We start from the raw sequence: 14,035 nt of genomic DNA, 5'->3' as shown, positions 1-14,035 counted from the left end.
GCGGCGTGGATAGGGACGGGTTTCGCTCATGTCGATCTTTCGCATAGCCATGAATCGAGTTTCGGCCACAGCCGCTTGATGGCGTTGGCGCCGGCGACCAGGCTGACGTGGCCGCCCTTGAGGATCACCTCTTCCTTGTCGGTCGAGCCGATTTTCTGGACCAATGGCTTGGCGGCATCGTAGGGTACGATGTGGTCGTGCTCGGCGACCGCGTGCAGGAACGGCACCTTGAGGCTGGAGATATCGGCTTTCCGCCCGCCGACCGACATGGTGTCGTTGTAGAGCTTGTTGTCCCACATCAGGTCTTTGGTGATGGTGCGGAAATACTCACCGGCCAGCGGCAGCGTGTCGGTCGCCCAGCGGTCGAACATGCGGTACGATTTGACATATTCGTCGTTCCAGATGTTTTCCCACAATTGCACCTGGCTCGCGGCGCGCGACGCCGGCCGCAGCATCTCGAACGATGACAGGATCATCTCGGGCGGAACGTTGCCGACGCTGTCGACCAGCCGGTCGACGTCGAAATAGCGCTTGTCCGAAAAATTCTGGAACAGCTTCATCTCGCGGAAGTCGACCGGCGTGGTGAAGCAGATCAGGTTCTTCATCGGTCCGCCGGCGAAGATCGAGCCGTAGAGCAGCGACAGCACGCCGCCGAAGCAATAGCCGATCACGGTGATGTCGGTCTCGCCGGAATCTCGCTGCACATGGCGCACGCAATCCGGAATGAAGTCGAGGACGTAGTCCTCCATCCGCAATGACTTCTCCTCCGGCTTCGGCGCGGTCCAGTCCAGCATGTAGACGTCGTAGCCCCGCTTCAGCAGAAACTCGATGAAGCTCTGGCCCGGCACCATGTCGAGGATGTAGCCGCGGTTGGTGGTCGCCATCACGATCAGGATCGGCACCCGGTAGATTTCATCCGCGATCGGCCGATAGTGATAGAGATTCATGGTGCCGCGGACGTTCAGGATGTCCTTCGGCGTCGATCCGAGCGACGGCCCCGAGGAGGCGATATATTCGACGCCCTTGATGCTGCGCTGGATCGCGCGCTGCACCTCGGACTGGATCCGCTCCGGGAGCGATGCCAGATCGAGGCCAGCAGGCGCGTTCATTTTGGCGCTCCACCAGCGGAAGGCGGACGTTTGGTCCGTGGCGGTTTTGGCGCAGCCGGATACGAGCTGCCCGCTGCGCCGGCATTGTTGTGGAGCTGATGCAACTGGGCCTTGATCTCGTTCAGCTGCCCTTCGATCCCCTGCAGGCGCTCGGCGATCCCGACCATCTGCGCCCGGCTCGGCAGGTTCATGTTGGCGAGATATTTTTCCATCATGTCGCCGAGCTGCTTCTGCGCGCCCGCCGAGACCCCGCCGACCTGATTGACGACCTTGCTGATTTCGGGCGACTCCAGCGCCTTGCTGGCGAAGGCGTTGAATCCCTTCTCCATCTCGCCGACCATGTTTTGCCAGATCGCGACCGGATCGTTGCTCTTGTCTGCCATTGGCGCCCTCCGGCATGATCGCGAGTATCTCGCTTGTTTTGCAGCATACCACACTGTTGCGGCGGGACGGTCAACATTGCGGCCGCCGATTTGCCCGGCCGGGAAGCCTTCTGCAGCGCGAAAAACCATGTCATAGAGTCATCATCGCACTCCCAGTCCTGAGGGAACAGCCAAGGTGAATTCACCCGCCCATCAGCCGCCGCAGATCGCCCACGTCAACGGCATCGACCTCTGTTACGAGATCTTTGGCGACGCCAATGCGGAGCCGATGCTGCTGATCATGGGTCTCGGCGCCCAGATGGTGCTGTGGGACGACGATTTCTGCAGCCAGCTCGCCGCGCGCGGGTTTCGCGTGATCCGTTTCGACAACCGCGACATGGGCAAGTCCAGTCACCTCTCCGGCGGCGGGCGCCTGACCCCGATGGAACTGCTGAAGCAGCGGTTTCTGAAAATCCCGGTCGTGGCACCCTACAATCTGCGCGACATGGCCGAGGACACCGTCGGGCTAATGGACGCTCTCGGCATCAGGTCGGCGCATGTGGTCGGCCTCTCGATGGGCGGCATGATCGCCCAGGAAATCGCAATCTCGTTTCCGCAGCGGGTGCGCTCGCTGACCTCGATCATGTCGACGACCGGAAACCCCCGCATTCCGCCGCCGTCCCGGGCAGCCCTCGCACTGCTGATGGAACCGGCGCCGACCACCAAAGAGGAATTTCTGGCGCGCTTCCAGAAGACCTGGAAAGTGCTGCGGGTCGGCAGCTTTCCGGAGGACGAAGCACTCGACCGTTCGCGGGGAGAACGCATCTATGCCCGCGGACCCAACCCGGCCGGCCGCGCGCGCCAGCTCCGCGCCATCCTCGCCTCCGGCAGCCGCAAGGAGCGGCTGCGTCAGGTCAAGGCGCCCACCCTTGTCATCCACGGCACCGTCGATCCCTTGGTGCACCCCGCCGGCGGCAAGGACACCGCGGCCTCCATCCACGGCGCGAAACTGTTGATGATCGAAGGCATGGGACACGCGCTGCCGATCCCGATGTGGCCGCGGGTCATCGACGCCCTCGACCAGCATGCTCACGCGGCGGCGGCGAAGGCGATGCATTAGACAAAAACAACCAGACAGGGAGGATGAAATGAAACTGGAAGGCGGATGCTATTGCGGCCAGGTGCGCTACGTGGCCGAGGGCGAGCCCATGATGAAGGCGCAATGCCATTGCCGCGAATGCCAATATATTTCGGGCGGCGCCCCCAACATGTTCATGCTGATGCCAGTCGGCGGATTCAGCTACACCAGGGGTACGCCCAAGCAATTCACCCGCAGCGATCTCGAAGGCGCGGTGACGCGGGAATTCTGCGCCGAATGCGGCACGCATCTCACCACACGGCGGCCGGGGCTGCCGGCGGTGATCCTGAAGGTCGGCACGCTCGACGATCCCGGCCTCTACGGCAACCCGCAGATGGCGATCTACACCATCGACCAGCAGGCGTTCCATCAGATCCCCGAGGGGATTCCGACCTTTGAAAGGCTGCCGAAGAGATAGGACGCCGTAGCCCGGATGGAGCGAAGCGTAATCCGGGTTTCGTCCAACGCAGTGGTCCCGGATTACGCTTCGCTCCATCCGGGCTACGCTGGTCTTAGCTAGCCGCCCGCCCACACGTCGAGCACATAGCGATTTTTCGCGCCGAGCTCGTCGATCCAGCGCTGAGCGGCACCGGCATCGCTGCCCGAGCGTTCGCGATAGATCGCGACCAGAGCGGCCTTGACGTCGGGCTCCATTCTGCCGCCGTCGCCGCAGACGTAGACGATCGCGCCCTGCTCGATCAGGCTCCAGACGCGGTCCTTTTTCGCCGCGACCAGATGCTGCACATAGGTCTTTGGCCCCTCCGCGCGCGAGAAGGCGGTGTGCAGTTCGGTGATGCCGGCGGCTTCGAACGCCGTAAGCTCGTCGGCATAGAGAAAATCCTGTTCGGGATGGCGGCAGCCGAAGAACAGCATGGCGGGGCCGAGGCTCGCACCTTTGGCCTTCAGCGCCGCGCGCTCCTGCAGGAAGCCGCGGAACGGCGCCAAACCTGTTCCGGGGCCGATCATGATGATCGGCATCGAAGCATCATCGGGCAAGCGGAAGCCGGCCTTGGTTTCGCGCACCGTGGCATAGACGGTTTCGTTCTCGCGGCGGCCGGCGAGATAATTCGAGCAGACGCCCTTGTAGACGCCGCGGCCTGAACTCGCGAGGCCTTCGACCACGGCGACGGTGACGCTGCAGCGCGACCGATCGACCGACGGCGACGACGAGATCGAATAATACCGCGGCGCCAGCAGCGACAGCATTTCGAGATAAGCGTGGAACGGAAGCTCGCACGCGGGGTGCTCCTCCAGAAGATCGAACACCGACTTGCGCTTGCCCAGGATTTCGGCGCGATAGCGTTCGCTCGAGGCGGCATCGTCGCCGAGATAGGCCACGAGCTTCGGTTTTGTAACCGGACAACGCGTGTGCTCCGACATGATCTGGATCTGCTTGCGGGTCGCGACCTGCTGCAGCTCGACGAAATCCGTCAACAGCCGCCCGACCGATACGGCATCGCCGACCGGCAATTGCGCGCGGCGGCCTTCGGCCACCTGCAGCCGGATCTGGTCGGCCGGCAGAAACCCGAACCGGCGCGCCACGGCATCCACCAGCGCCGGGTCATTGCGCGGCACCACGCTGAGGTGATCGCCGACCCGGTAGCTGATATCAGGCGGCAGTTGCACCTCGATGTGCCGGGTGGACCTTGCGGAGGCATTGGCGCCGGTCTTGTTCTGCAATTCGCGGTTGATCAGGACCTTCATCGGCGAAGCGCCGCCGAGCGCGACAACGGCGCTGGACACCGACGGCGCCACCGGCTCGATCCGGTAAAGCGGTTCATCCTCGGCGCTTCTGCTGAAGGCCTGCTCGATGCCGAATTCCCTGGTCGCCAGCGGTGCCAGCTTGGCGAACCAGCTGTCGAACTCGCCGTCGAGATCGCTGCGGGCGTCGCCCTCGCCGCGCGCATACACGGCCCGCGCCCCATGCGCCGCCAACCGCTCGTCGATCAGCCGCGGGATCGACTGATAGGTCGCGGCCCAGTCGCTGTTACCACAGCCGAACACCGCGTAGCGCAGCTTTGCAAAGGCATCCTTTGGCAGGTCACCGCGAAGCCAGTTCACAAACTGCGTGGCGTTGTCGGGCGGCGCGCCGTTGTAGGAAGCGCAGAAGATCAGCACACCGCCTTGCTCCGGCAATTTGCCGGCGTAATCGTCGAGGGCTGCGAGTTTGGTCGCAAACCCATTGACCTCGGCGAGATCGGCGACGCGGGTCGCGAGCTCTTCCGCCGTACCGAGGTTCGATCCGTAGAGCACGAGCAGCGGCGTATTGTGTCCCGGACGGGCGCGCGCGCGGGCTGCCGCAGCGACCGGCGCGGCCGCGGCAGTCGCGCCGGTATGAGTACCGCGCTCCCTCTCGCTGCGCGGGCGGACCTTGATCTTGAATCCGTCCGGCTTGATCGTCAGCGTTTCCTTCAGGTGCATCTGGTAGCGATTGATGTCGATCAGCCTGAAGCGCTGCAGGATCATGCCGATCGCGAGCGCCGCCTCATGCATCGCAAAGCCGCGGCCGATGCAGGCGCGCTGGCCGTTGCCGAACGGCTTCCAGGCATTGACCGGGCGCGCGGCCTCGGCCTCGCGGCTGAAATTCTCCGGATCGAACGCGTCGGGATTGGGTCCCCAGACGCTTGGATCCCGATGCAGCGCCAGCACCAGCACCGTGATAAACGTGTTCTTCTTGAGCTTGTATTGGCCGCCGATGGTCTCGTCCTTGAGTGGCGCAATCCCGTAGGCCGGCGCGGGCGGCCATAGCCGCAGCGCCTCTTTCAATATCTGCGTAATGTAGGTGAGTTGCGTCACTTGCTGATAGGTCGGCCTGGCATGGATGTCGGGCCCGAGCACGCGATCGACTTCCTCGTAGGCCTTCTTGAGCACGTCGGGATGTTTCAGCAGTGCATAGAGCGTGCACGACAACAGCCCGCTAGTGGTTTCGTGCCCCGCGATCAGGAAGGTGTTGATCTGGTAGCGGATGTTGACGTCGTCGAGCTGCCCGCCGCTGGAGCGGTCGACGCCGGTCATCATGGCCGCCAGCATGTCCTTCTTGTCGGAGGCCGCCTCGGCGTTCTTGCGGCGTTCGGCGACGATCTCGTCGACCATCTTGTTCATGAAGGCGACATCGGCGGCGAGATCGCGCCTGCGCTTCTGCATCCAGAGATTTTCCAGCGGCAGGCCGCGGATCATCATGATGGTCTCGAGCGAGCGTACCAGTGACTCCACGAAGGGATGATAGTCGCGGCGATAGAACGAGTTGAACCGATAGTCGAAGCCGCACAGCCCGATGGTATCGAGCGTCAGCGCGGTCATGTCGTGAACGACGTCGATCTCCTCGTCGGCGTTGAGCCGTTCCCATTTCTTGACCAGTTGCTCGGCGATGTCGACCATGCTCGGGTGATAGGACTGCATGGCGCGGTTGCCGAACGGCTGCAGCAGGATGTTGTGCGCCTTGCTCCAGTTCGGCTCGGTCGTATCGGCGGTGAACAGGCCGTCGCCGCCGATCGCGCGCACCCGGCGCAGCGGTCCGCGCACCGTCTTGTCGAAACGCTTCTCGTCAGAGAGCTCGTTGACGAGGTCGTGACCGGAGACGATGACCAGCGGCGCGCCCATCATGTCGAGCCAGAAGATCGGGCCCAATTCCCTGGCCAGCCGGGCCAGATTTTGAACCGGCGCGGTCGAATCCAGCGACAGCATGTTGCCGACCACCGGCTTGGTCGGCGGCTGCGGAATCGGGCTCAGTCGGTTGGTCGACGCCATTTTCGATTATTTCCCCTGCCTCACTTGCAACCGGCCACACTCTTACATTGCGAGCGAAGCGATCCAAGAACCGTCATTCCGGGTTGGTCCGAAGGACCAGACCCGGAACTCGGGATTCTCCGATGTGCAATTGCACATCGTAGCTCGATGCTTCGCATCGCCCCGGAATGACGGCACAAGTCGCTTCGCTCCTCGCAATGACGGTGTGAGGCCGGTCCCTACCCGAATCGCTTTCTACGCCATTCGATCAGCTTGGCGCTGACCACGTCCGGCTTTTCCTGCTGCGTCCAATGGCCGCTGCCGCGAACCAGATACTTTTCCAGATCGGGCACGATCTTCTCCATGCCGTCGGCCGCCGAAGGCGGGAGCACGTGATCGTTTTCGGCCATGATCATCAGCGCCGGCACCCGAATGGTATGGTCGAGCCCGGCCGCGCGCTGCCAGTTGCGCGACATGTTGCGGTACCAGTTGATGCCGCCGGTGAAGCCGGACTTGGTGAAGGTATCGACGAACACCCGCTTTTCCTCCGGCGACAGGATCGGCGTGCGCGGATCGTGTTTGGCGTCGTAACCGGCGATCATCTGCGGAAACGCCAGATTGAGCCGGGGCGAGGCGCCGACGCCGGCGACCGGCTGTTCGGCCGGCGCGTCGTCGCTGCGCGGGACCGGTTTGCGCATGAAGGCATCAAACGTCTGCTCGACCCGGCCGTTGAAGATCTTGTCGGCCTCGCGCGCGGGGTTTTGAAACTGCACGATGTACATTTGATCGCCGAACCGCTTGCGGAACAGTTCGATCGGGTCGGCCGGTGCGCGGTCCATGTGCGGGGTGTTGATCCCGACGACGCCGGCGACGCGAGCGAGATGCCGCAACGGCATCTGCCAGACGACAAAGCCGCCCCAGTCATGGCCGACGAAGATCGCCTTGTCGATCTTGAGATGGTCGAGCAGGCCGACGAGATCGCCGGTCAGATGCTCTATGTCGTAATCTTCCACGGGCTCCGGCCGGTCGGTCGAGCCGTAGCCGCGCTGGTCCGGCGCGATCACGCGAATGCCGGCCTCGCCCAGCGCCTTGATCTGGTGGCGCCAGGAAAACGCAATCTCCGGCCAGCCGTGGCAGAGAACCACCGGCGGCTTGTCGGTTTTCGGGCCGGCCTCGTAATAGCCCATCCGAATCCCGTTGGTCTGGGCGAACTGCAGCGGCGGCATTTCAATCATGGTCAACTCACTTGTTACCGGGATCAACTCGCCGCGCTCTTTAGATCGGCCGGCGGCGCGAACGCGGCTTCGAGGTTGGCAAATTCCTCCGGCAGCATGTCACAGAGCACCTGGACATGCGGAATGATGTTGGCGCCGGAAATGAAACCGAAATCCAATTGATCCCGGTAGCTCTGCACGGTGATGTTGAGCGCAAGCCCATGGGTCGAGATCGACACCGGGAAGATGTGCAGCAGTTCCGCGCCCGCCGCATACAGCGTCTGCCGCGGCCCCGGCACGTTGGAGACCGTGATGTTCGCCGCCGGCGGCAGCACGTCCGACAGGCTGGAGCGGCTGTACAACAGCGCGAGAATCTGGACCAGGATCGGCGCACCCAGCATGGAGACGTTGGAAACCTGCGGCATCAAGGCCCGCAACGGATGCGACATCTCCTTGGATTTGGTGGATTGCGCGATGATCGCCTGCAGCCGCGCCTTGGGATCCTCGATATTGGTGGCGATCGAGCAGATCATGCCGAACACCTGGTTGTTGGCGTCGGTGTTGCCCTCCTCGCGCAGCGAGATCGGCACCGCGGCCGTCATCGATTTCGCCGGCAGCGCACCGCGCTCCGAAAGATAACGCCGCACCACGCCGCTCGAGACCGCCAGCACCACGTCGTTCAGCTTGCCGCCGGCCTGCTTGGCCAGCGCCTTGGCGCGGGAGAGCGGAATCGATACGCCGGCAAAGCTGCGTTCCGACGAGATCGACTTGTTCAGGACGGTCGGCGGCGACATCATGCTGGCGATACTGTCGCGCGATTTCGGATCGGAGATTTTTCCGACCACGTCGGAGACGCTCTTCAGCATGGTCGGAATGCTGCCGGTGAACTTCACCGCATTCTCGATCTGGAACATCGCGTTGTCGAACAGGATCGATCCGAGATCGCTTTTTCCGGAGCGCGGCAGGTCGATGCCCTTGGCGGCCGCCGACGCATCGAACGGCTGGGTCCAGAGCTGCTGGTAGGAATCCAGCAGATTGGCGGCGATGTCGCGCGGCTCCTGCCCGACCTTGGCGCGCGCGGTCGGTGGATCGATCTTTCTCGGGATCGGCGTCACGTCGTAGATCATGTTGGTCAGCGCCGCGCCTGCGCCGCCGTCGATGCAGGCGTGATGCATCTTGGAGTAAAGCCCGATCTCATTGTCCTTCATGCCTTCGAAAACGTAAAACTCCCACAGCGGACGGGCGCGGTTGAGAAGTTTGGCGTGCATCCAGCCGACGATGCGCTCCAGCGTGGCGCGATCGTGTGGCGCCGGAAGGCTGCCGCGGAAGATATGGCGGTCGATATCGAACTGGTCGTCCTCGACCCAGGAGGGATGATCGATATCGAGCGGCGCCTTTTCCAGCCGCGCTTTGAGGATCGGCGCGACGTGCAGCCGCGAGGCGATCATCGCCTTGAAGTCCTCGAAGAAGTCGCCCTTGTAGTCCTCGGGCAGGCGGAAGATCGCCATGCTCCCGACATGCATCGGCATTTCCGGCGTTTCCAGATAGAGAAACGACGCGTCCATCGAGGACAGCTTTTTCGCCTCACCCATAGTTCCCTCCCGCTATCGATCGCGCGGCGCCTTGGTGGCGCTTCTGGCGTTCAGACGGTCCCGTTTTCAGGACATTTAATCAGGATTGTGCATTTTCCGGGGGCGCATACGCAATGGCAAACGGCCCCGAACGATCAAATTGCCGGAATTGGCCTTCCCCTTGCGCCAGGCGATCGGCCACCGCCCACAGCGCGGCCGGGTTCACCCCGAGCCCGACATGACTCGCAAGGTGCACCTCGATGTTTTCGGCGGTTGCGGAAGGGCGCAGCAGGCAGGTTCGCCAGTTCACGATGCCATCGCTGCGCGAATAGATCGACGTGGTCGGAACCGGAAGGTCGCCGGCAATGGCCTGGCGAAGCTCGGAATTGTCCTCGACCGCTTCGCCCGACAGCGCCTCGTAAAGCCGCGTGGCGTTGGTCGCTCTGACGTCGTTGGCGAACGGGCTTCCCAGCGTCACGACATATCGCACCATCTCCGGCGCCTGCAGCGCCAGGTCGCGCGCATAGACGCCGCCGAGGCTCCAGCCGACCAGCGAGACCTTGCGGGAGGTGGCAGCGTAAATCTCGGCAAGCCGGTCGCGAAGGGCGGCGCGCATGCGCGAAATGCCGCCGGTGTTGCGGCCCATCCGCCACGCGTAGGAATCGTACCCGAGTTCAGACAGATATCTGCGCATCGGCGCCATCGACAGGTCGCTGGCGAGGAAGCCCGGCAATGTCAGGACCGGATGACCGTCGCCCCGCGGCGCGCGCATCAACAGCGGCGAAAGCAGAAGGCTGGCGTTGAATTCGAAAATGCCCCGCGCTTCGGCGAGCAAGAGGCCGAGACCCGGCGGACGCAGCCGTTCCGAAGGCGGAGGATCGCTTCCGTCAACCGGCATCGCTATTTCTTGTCGCTGGATTTCTTGCCGCCGAGGCCTGCCATGGTCACGAACATGTCCTGGAATCGCTCGGCGATCTTCGGATCGAAGGTGAACCAGCTCTGCATCAGCGCTTCCGGAGACACCTTTTCGATGTTGGCCATCATCTGCTTCTGGAGGTTGTCCATGACCGCGGTCTGCATCGGCTGCACATCCGGCAACCCGAAGAACTGCCGGGCTTCCAGCGGCGTGCAGTCTATTTCAACGTTAATCTTCATGTCCGCTCCTGACGGCATTTGACGGCTTGTCACAGTATCGACACGATGGACCATGCGACGCAAGCGACCTTAAGGCTAAGGCGCTGTTCCCGCCCTCGATTCGGCGGATATGGTCAACCGAAACGCTCGACGGCAAAGGGGCCGGGATCGGCAAAAGGCGTCTCACCGGTCATCATTTCCGCCAGCAGCCGGCCGGTCGCCGGACCCAGCGTCAGGCCGTGGTGCTGGTGGCCGAAATCGAACCAGAGCGAGGGGTGGCGCGGCGCCCTGCCGATCACCGGCAGCATATCCGGCAGGCACGGCCGCGCGCCCACCCAAGGGGTGGCGTCGATCGCCTCACCCAGCGGAAACAATTGGCGCGCCCGCGGCAGCGAGCGCTGTAGCTGGATAGGGGTCGGCGGCGCATCGCGGCGGGCGAACTCCACGCCGGTGGTGAGACGAATGCCGCGGTTCATCGGCGCCAGCAGATAGCCGAGATCGGTATCGAGCACGGGATGATGCAGTACCGCATTGCCGCGCGGCGCAAGATGCAAATGATACCCGCGCTTGACACCGAGCGGGATGGCATAGCCGAGCGGCCGAAATACCTGATCGGACCACGGCCCCAGCGCCACCACGGCTTCGCGCGCGACCACGGCTCCGTCGGGTCCGGCGAGCCGCCAGCCGGCGACATCCCGTTGAAGCGTTCGCGCGTCGCCGACGCGAAAGCGTCCGCCCTTGCGCTTGAACAGCGCCGCATAGGCCTTTGCGAGCCCGCCGGGATCGGGAACGAATCCGGGCGCGGGCAGATACACCGCGCCCGCAAATTCTCCCGTCAGATTGGGCTCGCGCGCCGCGATCGCTTTTGCATCGAGCACCTCGCCCGCGACGCCGTACTGCCTGGCGCGCTCCAGTTCGGCGCCCGCGTTTGCAAGCGTCGCATCGGAGCGAAACAGCTTGATCCAGCCGGTCCGCCGCAACAACTCCGGCACTCCGGCCTCCGCGATCAGCGCCTCATGCTCGATCAGGCTGCGCCGGATCAACGGCAACTCGGCAAGCGCGCTGTGCAGCATCCTCTCTTTGGAGGATGCAAGATAATAGCGCAGCAACCACGGCAGGAAGCTCGGCAGATCCGAGAACCGGTAGCGCACCTGCGGCGCGCTGTTGACAGCGTATTGCAGGATCTGCCGGAAATCCCGCGGAAACATGTAAGGAAAAACCGAAGCGCATTCGATCAGCCCCGCATTTCCATGGCTCGTCTCTTCACCGGCGAGTTCGTGCCGGTCGACCAGGATGACGTCCCGCCCCCGCTGCTGCAAATGCAAGGCGGCGCTGACGCCGACCATCCCCGCACCCAGTACGAGGACATCGGCCTTTAGTTCCGCCATCCCGCACTCCGAAAGTTCGATGTCACGCGCGCGCTCTCGCCGCCTAGACTGAAGCTAGCGATTGCGGCGGCGTCGCGCAAACCGGCCTGGCTTCAGGGGAAATCGCGCTTGCGCGGCGGCCAAACACTCTGGCAACATGGATCGGCCGGAGCCGTCCGTTATGCGGAAACGAACACTGCGCCAAAGCGGAGAACAAGAACAAATGTCGGTACGTCAAAGCTTGCTTGCAGCGACCATCAGTCTAGTCGTCGCTTTTGCGATGTCGCCGGCTTCAAGCCAGACGCTGCGCTACGCCAACCAGGGCGACCTCAAATCGCTCGACCCCTACACGCTCAAGGAAACCACCACCATCGCGCATCATGCCCATGTCTATGAAGGCCTGACCACCCGCGACAAGGAATTGAAGATCGTCCCGGCGCTGGCGGAAAGCTGGGAAACGCCGGAGCCGACCCGCTGGCGCTTTCACCTGCGCAAGGGCGTCAAATTCCACAATGGCGACCCCTTCACCGCTGACGACGTGATCTTTTCCGCCGATCGCGTGCGCGCCAAGGGCTCGAATTTCGGGACCAACGTTCCAGCCGACGCCAAGTTCATCAAGATCGACGACTACACCGTCGATGTGAAGCTGGACTCGCCGAACCCCATTCTGATTTCGCAATGGGATGCCTGGTACATCATGGACAAGAAGTGGTGCGAGGAACACAACTCCGTTGCCCCGACACCCGCCTCGGCAACCACGCCGAGCTACGCCTCGCTCAACGAAAACGGCACCGGCCCCTTCTACATCGAGAGCCATCAGCCCGGCGTAAAAACCGTATTCAAGCCCAATCCGAACTGGTGGCGCAAGCCCGAGCATAATCTCAAGGAAATCATCTTTACCCCGATCGGCTCCGATGCGACGCGGGTCGCCGCGTTGCTGTCCGGAGAGGTCGACGTCATCGAGCCGGTTCCAATCCAGGATATCGCGCGGGTGAATGCCAGCGGCAACGCAACGGTCATGACCGGACCGGAACTGCGCACGATTTTCCTCGGCATGGACCAGGTCCGCGACGAATTGCTGTATTCCAACGTCAAGGGCAAAAACCCCTTCAAGGATATCCGCGTCCGCGAGGCGTTCTACAAGGCGGTCGACATCGAGCTGATCAAGAACCGTGTGATGCGCGGGCTGTCGACGCCGTCGGCGCTGATGGTCGCGCCGCAGTTGTTCGCGCTCTCGAAGGATTTCACGCGGCCGAAATTCGATCCCGACGGCGCCAAGAAGCTTTTGACCGAAGCAGGTTACCCGGACGGTTTCGAAGTCACGCTGGATTGTCCGAACGACCGTTACGTCAATGACGCCGCGATCTGCCAGGCGGTGGTCGGCATGCTGGCCCGGATCGGCGTCAAGGTAACCCTGTTGGCGCAACCCAAGCAGCTATACTTCGCCAAGGTGCTTAAGCCTGGCGGTTTCCAGACTTCGCTTTTTCTCTTGGGCTGGACCCCGGCGACGATGGATTCCCAGAACGTTCTTTACGACATCATGGGCTGCCGCGAGGACCCGAAATCCCCGCGCGGCGAAGCCAATCTCGGCGGCTACTGCAACAAGAAGCTCGACGCGCTTGCCGACCAGGTCCTGCTTGAGACCGACACGGCCAAGCGAGACCAGTTGATCAAACAGGCATTCGAAATCGAGGCGAACGACTATGGATATATCCCGCTTCACCAGCAGGCTCTGGCGTGGGGCGTGTCGAAAAAAGTGAAACTGACCCAGCGCGCAGACAACCAGGTCCTGCTGTACTGGGCGTCCAAACAGGAGTAGGCAATTTCAGCATACCGTCCCGGTGGCTTCGCGCTTCCGGGACTTTTCGTTTCGGGCTCGCGATCCAAGTCGGCTGTTGCCGACTTGGAACTCCAAATCCGCCGAACTCGGGTATACCCGAGTGCGGTTGATGCGCGCCCCGTCAGAAAAGAAGTGAAAGGATCACATGCTCGCTTTCACTCTGCGCCGGGCGATCCAGGCCATCGGCGTCATGATCGCGGTCGGGATCATCTCGTTCTCGATGTTCCGTTTCGCCGGCGATCCGGTCAACCAGATGGTCGCCATCGACACCTCGGCCGCCGAGCGCGCCGAGATCCACAAATCCCTTGGGCTTGACGATCCCGTGCCGGTGCAGTTCGCGCGTTATCTGGCAAACGCCGCGCAATTCAAGTTCGGAGTATCGTATCAGTTCCGTCAGCCGGTCGCGAGCCTGCTGAAAGAACGAATGCCGGCAACGCTGGAGCTTGCGATCTGCGCCACCGTTCTGGCGGTGGTATTCGGCATCCTGATGGGCGTCTATTCGGCGCTGCGGCGCGACTCGCTGCTGGCGAAAGTTTTCCAGGCGATTTCGCTGATCGGAATCTCGCTGCCGACC

Annotated in this window: 12 protein-coding genes; 4 read left to right on the top strand and 8 right to left on the bottom strand. The window is 63.0% G+C overall.

From position 1 onward, the window contains the following. Window positions 1-26: 26 nt before the first annotated feature. Window positions 27-1,109 (bottom strand): alpha/beta fold hydrolase, encoded by a 1,083-nt coding sequence (locus QZ213_RS13780; protein WP_291686627.1) that lies wholly within the window; start codon window positions 1,107-1,109, stop codon window positions 27-29. Continuing rightward, the gene (locus QZ213_RS13775) at window positions 1,106-1,492 is read right to left on the bottom strand and encodes a hypothetical protein (protein ID WP_291686626.1); all 387 of its coding nucleotides are present in this window, start codon (window positions 1,490-1,492) and stop codon (window positions 1,106-1,108) included. The genes QZ213_RS13780 and QZ213_RS13775 overlap by 4 nt, the downstream gene beginning before the upstream one ends. A 175-nt stretch (window positions 1,493-1,667) precedes the next feature. Here QZ213_RS13775 and QZ213_RS13770 point away from each other — a divergent pair, with 175 nt between their 5' ends. Together QZ213_RS13770 and QZ213_RS13765 are read left to right on the top strand one after the other, a co-directional pair. Further along, window positions 1,668-2,591, top strand: a complete 924-nt coding sequence (locus QZ213_RS13770) for an alpha/beta hydrolase (RefSeq protein ID WP_291686625.1) — start codon at window positions 1,668-1,670, stop codon at window positions 2,589-2,591. Between the two features lie 28 nt (window positions 2,592-2,619). After that, window positions 2,620-3,027: a GFA family protein gene (locus QZ213_RS13765; protein ID WP_291686624.1), complete on the top strand. Its 408-nt coding sequence runs from the start codon at window positions 2,620-2,622 to the stop codon at window positions 3,025-3,027. A gap of 98 nt (window positions 3,028-3,125) precedes the next feature. On the opposite strand, the gene QZ213_RS13760 is transcribed toward QZ213_RS13765, so the two are convergent. From QZ213_RS13760 to QZ213_RS13735, 6 genes are all read right to left on the bottom strand, one after another. After that, window positions 3,126-6,356 (bottom strand): cytochrome P450, encoded by a 3,231-nt coding sequence (locus QZ213_RS13760; protein WP_291686623.1) that lies wholly within the window; start codon window positions 6,354-6,356, stop codon window positions 3,126-3,128. Between the two features lie 218 nt (window positions 6,357-6,574). Next, window positions 6,575-7,570 (bottom strand): alpha/beta hydrolase, encoded by a 996-nt coding sequence (locus tag QZ213_RS13755; RefSeq protein WP_291686622.1) that lies wholly within the window; start codon window positions 7,568-7,570, stop codon window positions 6,575-6,577. A 23-nt stretch (window positions 7,571-7,593) separates the two neighbouring features. Next, window positions 7,594-9,141 carry a wax ester/triacylglycerol synthase family O-acyltransferase gene (locus QZ213_RS13750; RefSeq protein WP_291686621.1) on the bottom strand — a complete coding sequence of 516 codons (1,548 nt, stop codon included), beginning with the start codon at window positions 9,139-9,141 and terminating at the stop codon, window positions 7,594-7,596. Window positions 9,142-9,220: 79 nt separating this feature from the next. Further along, a complete protein-coding gene (locus tag QZ213_RS13745) occupies window positions 9,221-10,018 on the bottom strand; it encodes an alpha/beta hydrolase (protein WP_291686620.1) in 798 nt (265 codons plus the stop codon). 2 nt (window positions 10,019-10,020) lie between these two features. Beyond that, window positions 10,021-10,275, bottom strand: a complete 255-nt coding sequence (locus tag QZ213_RS13740) for a DUF6489 family protein (RefSeq protein ID WP_291686619.1) — start codon at window positions 10,273-10,275, stop codon at window positions 10,021-10,023. Window positions 10,276-10,388: 113 nt separating this feature from the next. After that, a complete protein-coding gene (locus QZ213_RS13735; protein ID WP_291686618.1) occupies window positions 10,389-11,642 on the bottom strand; it encodes an FAD-dependent oxidoreductase in 1,254 nt (417 codons plus the stop codon). A 202-nt stretch (window positions 11,643-11,844) separates the two neighbouring features. Between QZ213_RS13735 and QZ213_RS13730 the strand changes: the two genes are divergently transcribed. Together QZ213_RS13730 and QZ213_RS13725 are read left to right on the top strand one after the other, a co-directional pair. Then, window positions 11,845-13,440: an ABC transporter substrate-binding protein gene (locus tag QZ213_RS13730; RefSeq protein WP_291686617.1), complete on the top strand. Its 1,596-nt coding sequence runs from the start codon at window positions 11,845-11,847 to the stop codon at window positions 13,438-13,440. A 166-nt stretch (window positions 13,441-13,606) separates the two neighbouring features. Then, on the top strand, window positions 13,607-14,035 hold a 429-nt coding region (locus QZ213_RS13725; protein ID WP_291686616.1), incomplete at its 3' end, for an ABC transporter permease.

The organism is Bradyrhizobium sp. (assembly GCF_017881085.1).
Classification (GTDB): domain Bacteria; phylum Pseudomonadota; class Alphaproteobacteria; order Rhizobiales; family Xanthobacteraceae; genus Bradyrhizobium.
This window is presented reverse-complemented; position numbering and strand designations above follow the sequence as displayed.

Bases quoted from the DNA above. Each gene is read 5' to 3' on its own strand.
- QZ213_RS13750 (WP_291686621.1), bottom strand. From the start codon at position 9,141: ATGGGTGAGGCGAAAAAGCTGTCCTCGATGGACGCGTCGTTTCTCTAT.
- QZ213_RS13780 (WP_291686627.1), bottom strand. From the start codon at position 1,109: ATGAACGCGCCTGCTGGCCTCGATCTGGCATCGCTCCCGGAGCGGATC.
- QZ213_RS13765 (WP_291686624.1), top strand. From the start codon at position 2,620: ATGAAACTGGAAGGCGGATGCTATTGCGGCCAGGTGCGCTACGTGGCC.
- QZ213_RS13730 (WP_291686617.1), top strand. From the start codon at position 11,845: ATGTCGGTACGTCAAAGCTTGCTTGCAGCGACCATCAGTCTAGTCGTC.
- QZ213_RS13775 (WP_291686626.1), bottom strand. From the start codon at position 1,492: ATGGCAGACAAGAGCAACGATCCGGTCGCGATCTGGCAAAACATGGTC.
- QZ213_RS13760 (WP_291686623.1), bottom strand. From the start codon at position 6,356: ATGGCGTCGACCAACCGACTGAGCCCGATTCCGCAGCCGCCGACCAAG.
- QZ213_RS13755 (WP_291686622.1), bottom strand. From the start codon at position 7,570: ATGATTGAAATGCCGCCGCTGCAGTTCGCCCAGACCAACGGGATTCGG.
- QZ213_RS13735 (WP_291686618.1), bottom strand. From the start codon at position 11,642: ATGGCGGAACTAAAGGCCGATGTCCTCGTACTGGGTGCGGGGATGGTC.
- QZ213_RS13745 (WP_291686620.1), bottom strand. From the start codon at position 10,018: ATGCCGGTTGACGGAAGCGATCCTCCGCCTTCGGAACGGCTGCGTCCG.
- QZ213_RS13740 (WP_291686619.1), bottom strand. From the start codon at position 10,275: ATGAAGATTAACGTTGAAATAGACTGCACGCCGCTGGAAGCCCGGCAG.